Consider the following 17,991-nt stretch of genomic DNA (forward strand, 5'->3'; position numbering starts at 1 on the left):
GTTGAATAGCAGGTTAACAAAATTAAGAATTATACGAGAGTAAGTAGTATACACCCTATAAGCAGACTATGTGTTCGGTTTAGTTTATCTATTATGCGACAACTAAGGGTATTAATGGTAGTTATAAACAACATTTTACCCGTATTTTTACAGAAAAAAGTTAAAACTAACTTTGTTCGTAAGATTACGATAGAGCCAGCATAGCTGAACGTTTTTCTTGTCAGTATCTTCACCAACTTATACAGGAACTGCAATTCAAGGTTGCTATACCCAAAACTGCCCGTACAAAGATGTTCCCATTGACACGAAAATCTCCACCTTAGAGTCAAGTAAGCAAGTGTGTCCTTTTTACATCCCCTGAAGAATGTATGTTAACAGCTTTTGACTGGAAATGTGGCTTTACGGTATACCAGTGAGTTATTAGATATGGGTCATTGGTAATTGGTAATAGTTAGGAGTTATGAATTATCTCCCCATCTCCCCATCTCCCCATCCCTCAGCTGCGAGACGATTTAACCCGCTGCTGTAATTTCTCGATGCTAAAAGCTGCGGCTCCGAAGGTGACTAGTAGAACTCCAAGAACTTGGATTAATGGTAAAGTTTCTTGAATGATGATTCCGGCAAAAATTACGGTTAAAACTGGAACGGTCGAACCAATCAGTCCTGCTCTTGTAGCACCAAGTTTACGAATGCCAAAGTTATTTAGTAAATAACCGCAGAGGGTTAGTACTCCTAAAATGAATGCGCTTAAAACCAGTTCTAAAAAGTTTGTTGAATTTATGTCCAAGCTCCAAGCTGTTGGTAATGGCAGCATTAAGCCAATAAAACACAAAAATAGCATTGTGGCGAAGTTAATTAGGGTAAAAGAAACCGGATGCAGTCTAGCGGCACAAATGCGCGTTAATATCACGTAAAACGAAAAACTTATCCCCGCGATAATTCCTGTAACGCTTCCTAAAGATATGTTACCTTCACCGCTTGCTGCTCCTCCTAATACCAAAACTATTCCTAAAACAATCATCGCGTAAGCGAAAGCGCGGAATTTACTCGGACTGTCGCGAAACAAAAGCCATGATAATAATCCACTGACAATGGGATACACAAACAAAAGCGCGATCGCCATTCCTGTAAAAATTTGGCTGATGGCTATGTAAAGCATTACCTGGGATAAAAATAAGAAGCATCCACTGATCACTGACAGCATCAGCACTCTTTTACTCGTAATATTCGCAGGGGTACGATTTCCTCTGAGCGATTCTATTAAATTTTGTAAATCTTGCCAAACCCTTGGATGCAAGATGGGTGCCAAAACTAACATCAGCGGCACAACTACTAGCATTCTTAGCATCAAAACTAAAAAGCAATTCCCTAAAGTTGGCGATATTAGCTGTTCTAATTCAAATATCCCGAATATTTGGGAGTTCGGCTGGAATATTGCTTTGACTGCAACATTATAGATAGATGTGGCTACCGTGGAGAGCACAATTAACAATAATCCTTTGGGACGCTGCCAAAATGCTTCTATCTGTGAAGACGGTTGTTGTGTTGTAGTAGACTGTACGGGATCTTCTGAGCTAGTTTGCGGGTATGTTTCGGGTAATGAAACATTTGCTCCTCGAACGGTAGAAGTTGCTGTCGTGGTATCCGCAGGTGGGGGAATTATTTCAGGGGGTTCTTCAAATAAACTTGGTGAAAATGTCTCTTGTGGAGCTTCTGGTTCTGTTGGGGGAAAATCTTCTAAGCGATCAACTTCAACTTCTTCTAATGCGTTAACTTGAAATTCCGTCCGGGGTCTATAAGTGGTAGTGCTTTCCAATTCTTGACGAAGACGATTTACCAGTTCAACTAAAATCGCTTCCCCCTGCTCTTGTTGCAATGACATTCGAGATAATTGCTGGGAAAGACTACTTTGATAGTCCTCTAAATCTTGTTGTAGCGTATTGAAAGCAGCATTAAAAGCATTACTTACAGATTCTTGATTCTGAGTTTGAGTGTATGTTCCGGATTGAAGAACTGTGCTTCCCGTCGGTCGATTCGCAAGTTTTTCGAGTGAGGATTGCAACTGCACGGAAATATGATTCCCTAAAACTTGCGCTAATTGACGCATCAACACCTGTAACTCATCAATTTGTCTTCCCCCCTGCAACTGCTCCCTTTGTTCTTGGAGACGCTTGATATCATCAGCTAAGCGGATTTTTTCACTCTGTAGACGCTGGACATCATCTTGCAATGACTTGAGCAAATTCCGCTGGATAATTTGTAGTTCCTCAGTAACAGCCTGTAAGGCAGATTCTGCTGATCCGTATGGCTCATCTGCTCTACGCGGCTTTTCTGGTCCGTTATCAAATCGTCCCATTATAACCTATCCTCTGCCCCTTGTTTGACCACCTTTGTGGCTTGCTATTGACTGAATCGGCGCTAAAATTGTTACTTGTTTTGTGTATTTTCTCAGATAAATTCTCTTGATTTAAATAAATTGATCGCAAGCAGTATAAAAGCTCTTTAAAAAAATATCATTAACAAAGGAATTTACAAAATTTATTTTTATCAATTAAGGTATCATTTTTCTCATCTTAAATTAACAACTAGTTAAGAGTTAAAGTTTTAGCAGCGAAAAGATCCAAGTACTATGGTATTTTTTGTATCTCTAATAAAGTTATATAACTGTCATATTACGCAGAATCATCACTTGATATAATCAAAAAAATAAATATTGGATGCAAGTATTTCTTATTACCTCAAGTATCTGTAAATAATAACTTAACCATTTTAGTAGGGATACGGGGATTTAATTTCATCTTGATACTTAATTAAACGCACTGAAATTGATGATATATCTTACACTCAGAATATCAAAAATCCGCATTAAAGTTAGAGGTTGCGATCGCAGCAACAACCCTCAAACACTCACCTAAGCCGCATTGTAATTATATGAATTTTTCGAGAAATGACAATAGATCGGGCAAGATGTCCAAGTATCGGTTTTTGTCATCCCGCAATGGGAGTAAATTCTTTGAAGCATCCTGTGGAGATGGAGGGATGGTAAGCCACTGCGTTGGGCGGGTTCCCCGACTTGTAGCAAGTGGCGCAACCCGTAGGGGGGCATGGGGGGACAAAGGGATAACTGCGGGTGTTTTTGTAAAAGTAAAGTATCGGAAATTCTCCGATTATTCAATAGATAACAGAGAACCTGGCGAATTAATTCGCGGCTACACAAACGAAACCCGCCTGCGCGGGTTATGAATCTATTAGTCCACGCAGGTGGACTTTGCCTGTATAGCAGCGGTTTCAACCGCCAGGTAAATAATGAATTGTTAATTGACAGAACCTGGCGAATTAATTCGCGGCTACACAAACGAAACCCGCCTGCGCGGGTTATGAATCAATTAGTCCACGCAGGTGGACTTTGCCTGTATAGCAGCGGTTTCAACCGCCAGGTAAATAATGAATTGCTGGTGGTTTAATCAAACAATTTTTAGGAATCAGTTAGTTTAACTTAGAACGAAGAATTTCTGTATAGATTCTACCAGCAATACTCCCCGAAACTTCTTCATGAGAACCTGTTGGTTGCATGTCGCGTAGTTCTTCATCAATAAGTTCATAGCGTGGATTATCTCCGTATTCTGCTATAAATTGCTCGAAAGTTAGAAGTTTCGGTGGAGTATAGGTCATAGGTTAAGTTTTGATAGCAGGTGGTTTTATTTTAACGAAGCTCTCTCCCATAAGATTCATTCCTTCCACACCAACATCAAAATTCTTAATCCTTTGGATACAAGTATTTAGTTAAACTAACATCATACTATGAGATTAATAAATAATTTTTAGGTTCCGTGATGGCTAAAAAAACTAAAAAAAGCAAGAAATCAAAAACAGATTCTCAAAAAATTAGTGCCGATAAAAAGCGTCCAGTCGATCCAAACAATTTAGAAATTGACCATACTTTTAAAGAAGATGGTGTTCGTCCCGTTGGTAAAAGCAATCTTGATATTAAAGAAACCTTCAATGTCGAAAATCATCCGACTGTTACTAAAACAGATGATAAGGAAGGTGAGATTATTCACGAAGATGGCGATCGCCCAATTGACCCCAGCAATTTAGAAATTGACCATACTTTTAATGAAGATGGTGTTCGTCCGGTTGCTAAAAGCAATTTTGAAGTTCAAAAAACCTTCAATGTAGAAAATCAAGCCATTGCTCAGAGCGATTATAAACAAGGTAACGTTATTCACGTAGATGGCGATCGTCCAGTTGACCCCAGCAATTTAGAAATTGACCATACCTTTAACGATGATGGAGAACGTCCGGTTGCTAGAAGTAGTTTTGAAGTTGAAGAAACGTTCAATGTAGATGGCGATCGCCCTATTGCCAAAAGCAATTTTGAAGATAATCAAATGATCAATGAAGACGGTCAGCGTCCGGTCGATCCAAGCGATTTAGAAATTGACCATATGTTAAATATAGATGGTCAACGTCCGGTTGGTAAAAGCAATTTGTAAATATATTTACACATGAATTTTCCGTTATTCCAGCAGATGTAGAGACACAATAAGTGCTTAAGCAAAATTAATTACCTTTCGGAATGTACAATTAATTTTGCATAACTACTTATAAATTTTTCACCCATCTACTTATAATCTAAAATCCAAAATCTAAAATCTAAAATTTAATTATCCCAAAACAACACGAACCAAACTAAAAATAATTGCACTTAAAACTGCACTCACTGGAAGCGTTATAATCCAAGCAGCAGCAATTCCCTGTAACGTTTTAAACTGCACCGATTTTATATCTTTAATTATGCCAATACCAACGACACCACCAACAAGTGCGTGAGAAGTAGATACAGGTAAACCCAAACTAGACGCAATAATTACCGTAGTAGCGGTTGCAAGTTCCGCACAAAACCCACTACTTGGCTGCAAAGTAATGATACTTTCACCAATAGTCGCAATCACTTTTTTACCCCAAACAGCCAAACCAAACACAATTCCAGCCCCACCAATTACCAGAATCCATATAGGAATATCTAAATCGTAAATCGGGACTTTTCCCGTTTTATTGACATAAGTTATCGCAGCTAAAGGAGCGATCGCATTTCCCACATCATTAGAACCGTGAGCAAACGCTACAAAACAAGCACTCAACAATTGGAATCTAGCAAATATACGCTCAACTGGATTTGGTGAATGGTAATTGGTAATTGGTAATTGGTAATTGGATTTCTCCCCATCTATTCCATCCCCCCATCCCCTTGTACCTTCCAATTCTCTCCAACTATAAACGGTAAGTCCCACAGCTGCTGCTGTACCGATAAAAAGTGGAACATCGTGAGACGGTATTTTTAAACCAACTTCCTCAATCAAAAAAGTTGCTAGGGGTTGAGTTACTTTTGGTAAAACAATTATTCCGAATACTCCCAACAACAACACGCTCAACCAGGGAATCCACTCATTTAACTGTCGCAATTGCTGCGGTTGATCTAAAATCCAGCGCTTAATTTGACTATAAAACAAAGCCGCAATACAACCGCTGATAACTGGTGTAATTATCCATCCCAAAGTGATCGTGCCAATAGATGACCACTCAACCGCACCAAATCCAGCAGCAGTAACGCAAAAACCGGCGATCGCACCCACAACGGCATGGGAAGATGAAACTGGTAAACCACGCGATGTCGCTATTTGTAGCCATATCGCGCTAGCTAACAATACTGAAAACATCCCGGTAGCAAAAACTTGAGGTACATCTACAAATATTTCCGGATTGGTAACTTCCGTCGCTAAAGTTTGGGATACCTCATGTCCGAATAAAACAGCACCGCTAAATTCTAAGATTCCAGCAATTATCAAAGCCTGTTTTAGCGTAACAGCCTTGGAACCCACCGAAGTACCCATTGCATTTGCAACGTCATTCGCTCCTAAGTTCCAAGCAAGATAGAAAGCTAATAAGATAACTATAAAAATGGGGATAGTCATTTAATTGAAAATAGGGAATGGGGAATGGGGAATGGGGAATAGGGAATGGGGAATGGGGAATAGGCTAAAGATAATAATTTTTAATTTATAACTCTTAACTCCTCACTCCTCACTCCTAACTCCTAACTTTTCTTCCCCATTTCTAAAATCAAGGATAAATAAGTATTTTATAAGTATCCTCAGAGGGAGTTACAGCTTGTTCGACTGCTGCGGATAAATTTTCTAATGAATAGCTGTTGCTAATTAATGCTTTTACGTCAATACGACGATTAAAGACGATATCAGCCGCTAGACTTTGCAATCTATAAGATGAACTGTAACTACCCATCAAGTCAATTTCCCGACGATACAAAATATTCGGATTGATCGGAATTTCTAATTCATCGGGGAATTCGGCGAAAAACAAGATTTTGCCGCCTTTACGAGTGCAATCAAGAGCTTGAAAAAAGGCTTTTTCGCTGGGAACTGCGAGTAAAGTCACATCAACACCCAAACCATTCGTAAGTTCTTGGATTTTAGTAGTTAAATTGCGATCGCGAGCGTCCATTGCAGCTTCTGCTCCGACTTCCATTGCTTTCTGAATCCGCGACGGTAGTAAATCGGTGGATATTGCTTTACCACCAAAGTATTTAACTAACATAATAAACATTAACCCAATTGGTCCGGCACCAGTAATTAAAACTGTTTTTCCGGGAGCAATTTCGGCTTTTTTCACTGCTTTCAAACAGCAGTTTGTCGGTTCCACAAAACTTGCTTCTTCAAAAGTTATATCGTCGGGAATCGGAATCAAGCCGCCATTTTCCACAATATGTCCAGGTACCTTGACGTATTCCGCAAAACCGCCACCGCTGGGTGTAAAGCCTGCCGTAGTCACAATATTTTTATAGGTATCGCACATTGAGAAATTATCATTCATGCAGTAAGCGCAACGCATACATGGAATATGATGCATCACTGCAACTCTTTGTCCTACTTCCCATTTTTTCACCTTATCCCCCACAGCAGTAATAATTCCCGCAGTTTCATGTCCGAAAATGCGCGGTGGTTCGTAAAGGGGATAGCGAATCTTTTTGATATCCGATTGACACAATCCTACGACCCGCACCTGCACCAACACCTCATCTGCTTCCAGTGTCGGTACCGGGATTTCCTCGTAAGATAAATTATTAACGCCCCTAAATATCTGTGCTTTCACGTTGTTTTCTCCCCGCTCATTGATATTAGATTTAACATTATTTCGGCGGTGTTTGGGGAAGATTTTGTCAAGCTGGGAGAGAATATAGTATCTCCTAAGCCCTTCGGGCATACTAAGTCGCACCTAACAGTGAACGTAGGAGACGCTGCGAGAATCTGCGCTTACACACAGGCTGCTACACGAACAAAACCGGGTTATAAATTTGCTAGTCCAGGTCGCCGGACTTTGCCTGGGTAATAGCAAATCATATTTGCCGGATAGTTTGAAAATATCCTTGTATTGTAAAATATTTAAATTTTTCAGTAATTATGCTCTAATATTAGTTGAAATTTAGAGTTTATAAAGAAATAAGGAATACTATTTTGAAAAATAGCAATATTTTATGTATGAATGTTCTGTTTGTACGACTGAGCATAGTGGTGATATACAAACTTACCCAAAATGTGGATGGAATTTAACTGAATATCCCTTAAGCCCAAATGGTCTTTATCTAGAACAAAAAACAAAACTAGAATGGGCTAAAAATATATGGTTAAGACTCCATGAAAAAATTACCGAAAACGAAAAATTAAATTTAATTAACAAAAAATTGTGTTCAAATATAATTAATTTAGAATCAAAAGTTAAAGAATTAACTTCAAAAAGATTCTCGCAAATTTCTCAAGATATAGTAAATTATAAAAATTTTTCTCAGCTTCGTGGGCTATTAGAAGCAGAAGAATGGGAACAAGCGGATAAAGAAACTTCTCATCTAATATTAGAACTTTATAACTTACAATCAGTTGGATATATTTCTATAAAAGATTTTCATGATTACTATTGGGGTTCATCAGCCAATGAATTTCTCCAGAAAATTGATAAATTATGGATTGATTATAGTAACGAAAAGTTTGGTTTTACTGTTCAATTATCTATTTATAAAAAACTTGCAGGTAACAAAGGTGTAAATTCAGATTTATACAGGTTCGACGTTTTAGAAGAATTTGAAACCCAAGTAGAGTGGAAAACTTCTGGCATTTATGGTTATTACTGTTCTTACAAAGATATATTCAAGAATTTTTCGATTGATAAAGCCCCAAAAGGTCAACTACCTATATTGCGTGCAGGAGGATATGGAGAAAATAGAAGCAAGAGAATTCATACTTTTTTACACTTGTTTAATCAGTACTAAAGATAGTAATACCATTTTTTTATAAATATGTGACTTATTTACTCTCCTGTCACACCAGGCTTGATTTTTGTAGTTCTACTCCTATAGTGTGATAGAGTGAAGGCGATGAAGATTCTTTTTTGATTTAATAAAAAATTTAAAAAATTAAAAACAAGAGCTAACTTTAATAACAAAATTTACTAAATTAGCACCATCTTTTTTACTTAATAAATCCAGCAAGTCATCTACGCTTAAAGGACGCTTTTTATATCTTCGAGACTGTTTTTGCACAACTTGAACCATTTCCAAGGGATAGACATCAAATAATTGACTAAGGAACTCGTCAGGAGAAAGTGCTATTACATTCCAAGGATTTAAAGCCTCAGCGTTAAAATCAATAAGATTATTTGTAACAATAGTATTCGCTTTAGCCATTACCGCAGTTGCTAAAACATGACGGTCTTTAGGATGATTTGTCATTACTTCTTCTAATTCTCCAGGTACTTCAACCATTGATTCTACAAAGGCTGCTTTCATTACCCGTTCAAGATTCGTCGCTTTCTCAGCGGTAATTTTGCCTTTTTGCACAAGGTTTCTCATCGCTTCATCTAAGATTCTTTGCGACCAAAACGGCATATATAGCCCTAAATCAGCCGTAGAAAGTAAGGTATCGCGTAGGTACATCGGAAACAAAACACAAGCATCTAAAACAACAGGAAACATAGTAATTTTATTTTTTTATCACTCGTCTTCGTACAATCCAGCTTCTTCGCTTATCTCAACGAGTTGCTGCAAAAGTTCTCTACGCTTCACATCCCGCTGTTCTTTATAGTCAATTAAATCATCAAAACAAATCCGTCGATGAGTTCCTACTTTTATAAAAGCAATTTCCCCTTGTTCTAATAGCTTAATTAAATAAGGACGCGATACATTCAAATAATCGGCTGCTTGTTGTGTTGTAAATTCTTGCTGTTGAGGAACTATAGATACAGTTTGACCTAATGCTATTGCACGGACAATTTGATGCAGCAGCTTATGAACCGATGCTGGAATGTCAATTTGTTCTCCATTCGCTCCCACTAACTTTGTCTGAGCTTCAAGTGCAAGTATGCGCTCTATTTCCTGTAGAGATTGCTTTTCTTGCTGTTCGCTTATTATTGATGCTGGCAAATTTAACATCATGCTTATACCCGAAATACACTATTACACTATTTACAGTAGCATAGTGTATATTACATAAACGCAATAAACGAATAAGAATAAAAAGGTTGGGATATTTAACCCACGCAGGTGGGTTTTGTTTGTGTAGACGCGGTTTCAACCGCCGGTATTATTAAATAACTATTCAACATATACAAATGACCAATCAAACATACACCGCTGATGTGTTAGTAGTCGGTGGTGGAACTGGGGGGACTACTGCGGCAATTCAAGCAGCACGACGAGGTGCAAAAACTATCTTGGTGAGTGAATTTCCGATGTTAGGAGGGATGTTAACTTCTGCTGGAGTTTGCGCTCTCGATGGTAATGAGTTGGAAGCTTTTCAAACTGGAATATGGGGTGCGTTTTTACGAGAATTACACCAACGACAACCGGGAGGGTTAGATAACTGCTGGGCAAGTTTTTTTAGCTATCATCCGCAAGTTGGAGCAAAAATATTTGCAGACTGGGTAGCGCAGTTAACAAATCTGCAATGGATTTCCGGACGAGTACCGTTAGAGGTATTGTGTCAAGATAACTGCGTTACGGGAGTTAAGTTTTCAGATTTCACCGTTGAAGCCAAAATTACTCTTGACGGTACCGAATTGGGAGATTTACTAGCTAAGGGTAATATTCCTTTTCGCTGGGGCTGGGAATTGCAATCTGAATGGGGAGAACCTAGCGCACCTGTTACACCTAATTCTCTCACCGCAAAATATCCGGTACAGGCTCCAACTTGGGTAGTGATGATGCAAGATTACGGTGAAACTGAAGCACCACTAATTCCACGAGCATCAAATTACCATTCATCTCTGTTTGCAGGTGCTTGGGATAATTACGGTGCAGAAAAATTCTTGAATTATGGATGCTTGGGTTCGGGTCTTTTCATGATCAATTGGCCTAACTGTGGCAACGACTACGGTGAAGATTTAGGACGAATGGTTGAATCGGAGCAAGCCTTGAGTGAGTTTCTCCATGAATGTCACAATTATAGTCAAAATTTCGCTCATTTTATTCAATCTCAACTCGGTCGTCGCTACGGTTTGGCAGAAAATGTTTTTCCTACAATCCAAATTTCTGATGCGATACGTGGAGACGCGCTTCATCCCTACTACCGAGAAAGCCGTCGCTTGGTAGGACTAACTACGGTCACAGAACAGGATATTTTGCCGATCGCTGGAGGTAATGTAGCACCTTTACATATAAATAGCATTGCCATTGGTAACTACCCCAACGACCATCATTATCCCGGTGTCAAATTCCACTTACAGCCAAAATCAATCCGCTGGGGAGGACGTTTAACCGGAACTCCTTTCACTATTTCCTATGGTTCCTTGGTTCCGCTGAAGACAGATGGTTTACTAGTCTGCGAAAAAAATATTTCTGTATCGCACATTGCCAACGGTGCTACCAGATTGCAGCCTGTGGTCATGAATATCGCTCAAGCTGCGGGAATGGCTGCGGCTATGTGTATTGAGATAAATTGTCAACCCAGAGATTTACCTGTAAGAGCGTTGCAGCAAGCTTTATTAAATGATATACAAGCACCAGCAGCCATCGTTCCACTGTACAATTTACTACCCTATCACCCAGACTGGTCAATTAAGCAACTGTATTATTTAGATAACTTAAATAGTTATCCTGCTAACGGTAATTATGATGATACATCTTTGGATAAGTATGTGTACGGTATTCAAAATCCAGTAGAGCTACGTAATAGTTACCGTTATCAAGGCGTTTTTCAGCATATAGATCAGCAAGATTACAGGTTTGAAATTACCATTCCAATCACACTCAAAGGATACATTTACCAACTTGTAACTTTAAATCCAAATATAAATCTAGCCCTAAAATGCTTGACAGACAAAGGAAAAATAGCTATATGGGGTCGCATCGATCATGCTGGTAACTGGTTATTAGTAGAACACATCACTTATTGAAACCGCTTGGAAAAATTAAAGTAAAAATAATTACTGTTTAGTTATTTGTCCGGATGCAGTAATTAAAACTAAGTATCAGGAGAGTAGATAGTTCAAAAATAGACATCTACTATGCGTACAGCCATTTCACTTTTAGTTACAAGTTTCGTATTCGGCTCCTTAGCCGTTAACTTTCAAGGAATTGGAAAATCTGTAGTAAATGAAATGTTTTCTTCCTCCGGAGAACAAGAATTACTATTAAGTAGATCCAATCCACGTAAGCCTAAAGCTCCTCATCGGGGTAGTGGACGCAGGGACTTGATCGAATATACCGATGTTTAATTCTGCTTTATCTCCACTAAGACTGCAACGCATAGAACCAGTTCATCGTATTATCTCAAATCCGTTTTACTTATAGCTTTTAGGGTGTTAAAAATCACCATTTACCCGATCTAGCTTCGTGCAGAGATAATTTTTGCAATCCGAAGTTGTTAGATAATTGCTCGTTATTATTTTATTTCGGTCTGTCCTCAAGTATCAAAGACCTATATCCATAGCATCGTCCGTTTCTCAAAGAAAAATTTTCCTCCCGCATTTCTACCACTGATTGTTTTATCCTCGATTTGTCTTCATATTTAGAATATGATTTCTGCGATGCTTTGCAGAATATCTTAGATAAATATGCTCATCTAGGATAAACAAAAGAGAATTTATGTTGCCTACATTTCCTGCAACTGCTTTATTATTGAGCAGATAATATCTGCTGTCGGGAGGCTGGATTTTTTTTGAGTTAATCTAAGTCAAATAAGTACAAATAATCAGTAACTTTATTTACGCTCCGCAGCGAATAATTAAGTTTGCTCAGTTATTTTTGCTTAGCTAAAAGTTTGATTTGCTCAGTTCACTTGTATATTATGTATCGTCTTTTTCTGTTTAAGGCTAGAGGCAAGATTAGTCTCTAGTTTTTTGCTTTTGTTGATCAAAAGCTCAATTTAAATTATTTTTTTGCATACACAAAATTATGGAGACGCAGCACTGCTACGTCTCTACATTAATTATTTAGTAAAATCTATGCTGACGGTTTGCGAGCAATTAAGTATTTGCTCATATGATGAACCTGCATTTCAACGTTTTCAAAACCAGTTGTTTCCAAACGTTCCACTAAATTATCAGTTATATAATTTCTGTAGTAAGGTTCGTGGAAAGTTTCATAGAAATTGTGCATTGCAGGTTCGACTTCTGGTGAATCACTCAACTGAACTGAGTCGCAAATAATAAAGGTTCCACCCGGTTTGGTGACTCGGAAAGCTTCATCAATAATTCGCTGACGTATCACTGCTGGTAATTCATGGAACAGAAATACACAAGTTACCGCATGGAAGTAGTTTTCTAAATAAGGTAACTCTTCAGCATTAGCTTGTAACAGTTGTGGCAATTCTCCGGGAATTTCCGATAGCAGTTGATTGGCTTTTCGTAAGTAGGTGGGTGACAAGTCCGCACCATACAGCGATACCTGGGGTAAAGCGGCTCGAATCATCTTCAAAGTACGTCCAGTACCGCAAGCTATATCTAAAATGCGTTGTTGACGTGGTGGTACATCAGCAAACACTTTTAACCCATCCTTTAATGGAGCCAAAATTCTGCGTCGCATTGCATCAGCAGCACCATTAAAGAGAATTTCTACCTGTAAATCGTATAGATTAGCAGATAGTTCGCTCAAATAACCATCGGTTTGATGATGGAAATTCCTCGCGTAGTATTGGGGATAATCTGCGGTATCTATATTTGGGGAAAAATCTTTATATTTATCGGACTTAGCTCTCTCCCAAATTTGGGGTAAATCCATCCATAGTTGTGGATAGTAAAGAAAAAAGTCTTCCCAAGGATTATCGAACAATAAACTTTTGGGATACACACCTCGTTCTGCATCTTCCCAATCAGTTTCTAATAAATTATTTAGACGCTCTTGTAATTTCAGCAATAACTCTGTGGGAATCGGTGTTACTTTTTTCTCTACTGGAGATAAAGCTTTCATCAGCCCCGTACTAAGCATTTTGTGAGCTAAACCAAAAATGCTTTTGCTCTGTTGAAATGTCTGGTAAGTCAGTTTTGTTAAAGTGTCTGGCATAAGAATTCTACTTTTTGTCACCTATTCTCATTTTATGGAAATATTTCTTAATAAACAATTCTGGATAATGGAAAAAAAATTGTGTATTTCACAAATATATATCTTAGGAAGGATGCTTTTACTGGTTCCTAGCCTCTGGCTGGGAACCCATAATAGAAGCCAGAGCCTTCTAATACCAATTCTGTATGAGGTTGCGCTAAAACACCTAAAACACCTGCAGCCTAGAAGGCTGGGGCTAATATTACAAAGCCTACCTGCGTAGGCTAGATTAAAAAACACCCGCAGCCTAGAAGGCTGGGGCTAGTATTACAAAGCCTACCTGCGTAGGCTAGATTAAGCGTATCTTTATACAGAAACGATATAAGATGCTGATAATTAGCGAGTAAGATGCTTGTCCTTACGGACACGCTGCGCTAACGCACTACGTAATCCCTCTGGTACGACTATTTCGTTAGCATGAACTTGTACCGAAGAAGCAACATTTTACATTTCCCTAACCACGGGTTTATTATCCTTAACTTCGCCAATTAGAACTTTATCTACACAATTGACAAAAATACCGTTTTCTAAAACACCGGGAATATTGTTAAGTGTTTTTTCTAAGCTTTCTGGGTCGCTAATATTATCAAATCTGACATCAACCACCATGTTACCTTGGTCAGTGATTACGGGTCCGGCTTTTTTGACACCCATGCGGATTTCTGGTTTACCACCGAGTTTAATAATTGCCTGCATTGCGGGGGTAATTGCCATTGGGATGATTTCCACAGGAACCGCAAAAGTTTCACCCAAGCGTTTAACTAATTTACCGCTATCCACAACTACGATAAATTGATTTGCCAGATAGTCTACAACTTTCTCGCGGGTATGTGCAGCACCACCACCTTTGATGAGATTTTTGGATGGGTCTACTTCGTCCGCACCGTCGATCGCAATATCAATATGGTCGATCGCGTCTAAAGTGGTTAAAGGTACGCCATATTGCTTAGCTAAAACTTCCGATTGAAAAGATGTGGGAATACCAACGATATCTGTTAGTTCACCAGATTTAAGGCGATCGCCAAGAAATTGAATCGTAAAAGCGGTGGTTGAACCAGTTCCCAATCCGACGATAGAACCCGATTTTACAAGATTCGCAGCGGCTTTACCGACTTCTTGCTTCATCAACTTTACGGGGTCTGCTGTTGAGGTCATTCGTAGAAACTCCTTGAATAAAACGCCTTCTAATTAGTCCATACTATCGGTCAAGGGGCTTAGTTTGATAGCTTCTATTCGCAATCTTGATATTTAGGTTGACTAAAACTATAAAAACGATGAAACTACATCGCTACCTTTGTTGTCAGTTAAAGTTAATAGCATTTTGAGAAAAAATATAATCATGGGTAAATTTATCGGTACGCTTTCATTAATCTTTTTGATCCTAGGGTTTCCCATAAGTGCTTATGCTCAACAAGAGCAAAATCAAAATGTTGAAGAACAACCGCAATTAGCACAATCATCTAGTGCGATCGAACAAGTAGTTAAAGCGAAGTTAATGACTAACTACTCGGATGGCAATTTCCACCCCGAAAGATTGTTGAGTCGGGCCCAATTAGCCACGATTATGGTGAAAACTTTTGGACTTAATAAAAGAAACGTCCCATCTGCAAATGTAATGGTAGCGGATGTTCCATCTTCTTATTGGGCTTACAACGATATTCAAACTGTTTTGAAAACTGGGATCATGCAAGGCTATCGTAACAATTTATTTTTTCCCAATCAACGAGTCAGCAGAGCAGAAGGTTTAGCGATATTTGCTCAAGCTTACGGGGTTTTTCAGTTTTCCGATGATACGGTAGCTAATATACTTTCGACCTATTCAGATGCCGAATCAATTCCTAGCTGGGCAAAAAAAGCAGTTGCGACAGTGGTAACTGAAGGATTTGTCAAAGAAACCGAAGGTCAACTCAACCCCCTCAAACCCATGACTCGTGGAGATATGGCTTCAGTATTGAGCGAATATTTGTCAAGACAGCAGCCACGACCCGATACACCAGTAGTTCCCGGAGGTTCGGTAAATCCGCAGCCCGGATTTTAACCGTCCTTGTTTAATGGTGTTGCTGAATCATACAGATGAAGTGATGATTTCACAATTCCTGAAGACGTAGCATTGCTACGTCTCTACAATAATTTCGCGTTTATGCCTCAAAAATGCCCCCACAGCTTCATTTACCGACAATATAATTCATAATTCGTAATTTCTTGAATCAAATATCTCCCCATCCCCCTATCTCCCCATCTCCCCCTGTCCCTATCCCCCTTCTCCCCATCTCCCCCTGTCCCTATCTCCCCCTCTCCCCTTCTCACTTTCCCCCCAATTGCCCATTCCCGTGGGACAATCAATATACAAATAATTGTGGAGAGGAAAACCCAGTAAATATGCACCTGAGTGAAATTACTCATCCAAATCAGTTGCACGGGTTATCGATTCGGCAACTACAGCAAATTGCTCGTCAAATTCGAGACAAGCATTTACAAACGGTAGCAGCTACCGGCGGACACCTAGGACCTGGGTTAGGTGTTGTTGAATTAACGTTGGGACTTTATCAAACTCTAGATTTAGATCGAGATAAAGTTATTTGGGATGTGGGACATCAAGCGTATCCCCATAAATTAATTACAGGACGTTACAATCATTTCCACACCTTACGGCAGAAGGATGGAGTTGCAGGCTATCTAAAGCGCTGCGAAAACAAATTTGACCATTTTGGTGCCGGACACGCTTCTACTAGTATTTCGGCGGGGCTAGGAATGGCTCTGGCACGAGATATGAAAGGAGAAAATTTTAAAGTTGCTGCTATTATCGGCGATGGGGCATTGACTGGTGGTATGGCTTTAGAAGCTATCAATCATGCCGGACATTTGCCTAATACTAATTTATTAGTTGTCCTCAACGACAACGAAATGTCAATTTCTCCTAACGTCGGCGCAATTCCCCGCTACTTAAATAAAATGCGGCTGTCTCCGCCGGTACAGTTTATCAAGGATAATTTTGAGGAACAAGTTAAGCAGCTTCCTTTTCTCGGCGACTCTCTGACACCGGAACTTGAACGCATCAAGGAAGGAATGAAGCGGTTAGCGGTTCCCAAGGTAGGAGCGGTGTTTGAAGAACTCGGTTTTACCTACATGGGGCCTGTTGATGGTCATAATTTGGAAGATTTAATTGCGACTTTCAAACAAGCCCATAAAATACCCGGTCCCGTTCTAGTTCATGTCGCGACTACGAAGGGTAAAGGTTATGAAATCGCGGAGAAAGACAAAGTAGGCTATCATGCCCAAAGTCCGTTTAATTTAACAACGGGTAAAGCAATTCCTTCGAGTACACCCAAACCACCAAAGTACTCCAAAGTTTTCGCTCATACTTTAGTCAAACTTGCCGAACAAAACCCGAAAATCATCGGGATTACCGCTGCAATGGCCACAGGGACTTGTTTGGATAAACTGCAAGCGAAGTTACCTAATCAGTATATAGATGTAGGAATTGCCGAGCAACACGCTGTTACCCTTGCCGCTGGATTAGCTGCCGAAGGTATGCGTCCTGTTGCCGATATTTATTCGACATTTTTGCAACGCGGTTACGACCAGATCATTCACGACGTTTGCATCCAAAAGTTACCCGTATTTTTCTGCTTGGATCGAGCCGGAATTGTCGGTGATGATGGTCCCACCCACCAAGGGATGTACGATATTGCTTATATGCGCTGCATTCCGAATATGGTGATGATGGCACCCAAGGATGAAGCCGAACTTCAGCGCATGACGGTAACGGGTGTTAACTATACCAAGGGTCCGATCGCCATGCGTTTCCCTCGCGGTAACGGTTATGGTGTCCCCTTAATGGAAGAAGGTTGGGAACCTTTGGAAATTGGTAAAGGCGAAATTCTTCGTAACGGTGATGATGTGTTAATGATCGGTTACGGTTCGATGGTGAATACAACGTTACAAGCAGCGGAAATTCTCAGCGAACACGGTATTGAAGCCACCGTCATTAATGCTCGTTTCTGCAAACCTTTGGACACGGAACTAATGTTCCCCCTAGCAAGAAAAATCAAGCGAGTCGTCACCTTAGAAGAAGGTTGTCTAATGGGTGGTTTTGGTTCCGCAGTTGCAGAAGCGCTGTTAGATGCTGATATCTTAGTACCCATTAAGCGTATCGGTGTACCGGATGTATTGGTAGACCATGCAAAACCCGATGAAAGTAAAGCCGAATTAGGCTTAACTAGTCCCCAGATTGCCCAAAGAATTTTAAAAACTTTCTTCAGCAATCAACCATCCGCTGTAGTTTGATTACAATAAATTGCTAAGAGCAGGGAGTAGGGAGTAGGGAGTTAGGAGTTGGGAGTTAGGAGTTAGGAGTTAGGAGTTAGGAGTTAATAATTATTTTC

13 protein-coding genes and 1 pseudogene are annotated in these 17,991 nt (G+C 39.6%); 6 read left to right on the forward strand and 8 right to left on the reverse strand.

Annotation, left to right across the window (positions count from 1 at the left end; translation table 11 throughout):
• Positions 1–496: 496 nt before the first annotated feature.
• Positions 497–2,356 (reverse strand): EamA family transporter, encoded by a 1,860-nt coding sequence (locus VB797_RS10015; RefSeq protein WP_323237523.1) that lies wholly within the window; start codon positions 2,354–2,356, stop codon positions 497–499.
• Positions 2,357–3,489: 1,133 nt separating this feature from the next.
• Positions 3,490–3,672 (reverse strand): annotated as a pseudogene (locus tag VB797_RS10020) (Uma2 family endonuclease); the annotation flags it as partial.
• A gap of 161 nt (positions 3,673–3,833) precedes the next feature.
• On the opposite strand from VB797_RS10020, the gene VB797_RS10025 reads away from it, so the two are divergent.
• Complete coding sequence (locus VB797_RS10025; RefSeq protein WP_323237524.1) at positions 3,834–4,496, forward strand: hypothetical protein; 663 nt, start codon at positions 3,834–3,836, stop codon at positions 4,494–4,496.
• A gap of 171 nt (positions 4,497–4,667) precedes the next feature.
• On the opposite strand, the gene VB797_RS10030 is transcribed toward VB797_RS10025, so the two are convergent.
• Positions 4,668–5,975, reverse strand: a complete 1,308-nt coding sequence (locus VB797_RS10030; protein WP_323237525.1) for an anion permease — start codon at positions 5,973–5,975, stop codon at positions 4,668–4,670.
• 148 nt (positions 5,976–6,123) lie between these two features.
• Positions 6,124–7,170 (reverse strand): zinc-dependent dehydrogenase, encoded by a 1,047-nt coding sequence (locus tag VB797_RS10035; protein ID WP_323237563.1) that lies wholly within the window; start codon positions 7,168–7,170, stop codon positions 6,124–6,126.
• 382 nt (positions 7,171–7,552) lie between these two features.
• Here VB797_RS10035 and VB797_RS10040 point away from each other — a divergent pair, with 382 nt between their 5' ends.
• A complete protein-coding gene (locus VB797_RS10040; RefSeq protein WP_323237526.1) occupies positions 7,553–8,341 on the forward strand; it encodes a GUN4 domain-containing protein in 789 nt (262 codons plus the stop codon).
• 144 nt (positions 8,342–8,485) lie between these two features.
• Here VB797_RS10040 and VB797_RS10045 read toward each other — a convergent pair whose 3' ends face one another.
• Together VB797_RS10045 and VB797_RS10050 are read right to left on the reverse strand one after the other, a co-directional pair.
• On the reverse strand, positions 8,486–9,043 hold the full coding sequence (locus VB797_RS10045) for a PIN domain-containing protein (protein WP_323237527.1): 558 nt from the start codon (positions 9,041–9,043) through the stop codon (positions 8,486–8,488).
• Between the two features lie 18 nt (positions 9,044–9,061).
• Complete coding sequence (locus VB797_RS10050) at positions 9,062–9,502, reverse strand: helix-turn-helix domain-containing protein (protein WP_323237528.1); 441 nt, start codon at positions 9,500–9,502, stop codon at positions 9,062–9,064.
• Positions 9,503–9,678: 176 nt separating this feature from the next.
• Between VB797_RS10050 and VB797_RS10055 the strand changes: the two genes are divergently transcribed.
• Both VB797_RS10055 and patX read left to right on the forward strand, forming a co-directional pair.
• The gene (locus VB797_RS10055; protein WP_323237529.1) at positions 9,679–11,460 is read left to right on the forward strand and encodes an FAD-dependent oxidoreductase; all 1,782 of its coding nucleotides are present in this window, start codon (positions 9,679–9,681) and stop codon (positions 11,458–11,460) included.
• A gap of 111 nt (positions 11,461–11,571) precedes the next feature.
• Positions 11,572–11,781 (forward strand): heterocyst-inhibiting protein PatX, encoded by a 210-nt coding sequence (gene patX / locus VB797_RS10060; protein ID WP_323237530.1) that lies wholly within the window; start codon positions 11,572–11,574, stop codon positions 11,779–11,781.
• A gap of 727 nt (positions 11,782–12,508) precedes the next feature.
• Here patX and VB797_RS10065 read toward each other — a convergent pair.
• Together VB797_RS10065 and rpiA are read right to left on the reverse strand one after the other, a co-directional pair.
• Positions 12,509–13,567 (reverse strand): class I SAM-dependent methyltransferase, encoded by a 1,059-nt coding sequence (locus tag VB797_RS10065; RefSeq protein WP_323237531.1) that lies wholly within the window; start codon positions 13,565–13,567, stop codon positions 12,509–12,511.
• Between the two features lie 483 nt (positions 13,568–14,050).
• Positions 14,051–14,761, reverse strand: a complete 711-nt coding sequence (rpiA, locus tag VB797_RS10070) for a ribose-5-phosphate isomerase RpiA (protein ID WP_323237532.1) — start codon at positions 14,759–14,761, stop codon at positions 14,051–14,053.
• Positions 14,762–14,945: 184 nt separating this feature from the next.
• Here rpiA and VB797_RS10075 point away from each other — a divergent pair, with 184 nt between their 5' ends.
• On the forward strand, positions 14,946–15,644 hold the full coding sequence (locus VB797_RS10075) for an S-layer homology domain-containing protein (protein ID WP_323237533.1): 699 nt from the start codon (positions 14,946–14,948) through the stop codon (positions 15,642–15,644).
• Positions 15,645–15,985: 341 nt separating this feature from the next.
• The gene (gene dxs, locus VB797_RS10080) at positions 15,986–17,893 is read left to right on the forward strand and encodes a 1-deoxy-D-xylulose-5-phosphate synthase (protein WP_323237534.1); all 1,908 of its coding nucleotides are present in this window, start codon (positions 15,986–15,988) and stop codon (positions 17,891–17,893) included.
• Positions 17,894–17,991 lie beyond the last annotated feature (98 nt).

Source organism: Rivularia sp. UHCC 0363 (assembly GCF_034931125.1).
Taxonomy (GTDB): Bacteria; Cyanobacteriota; Cyanobacteriia; order Cyanobacteriales; family Nostocaceae; genus Rivularia.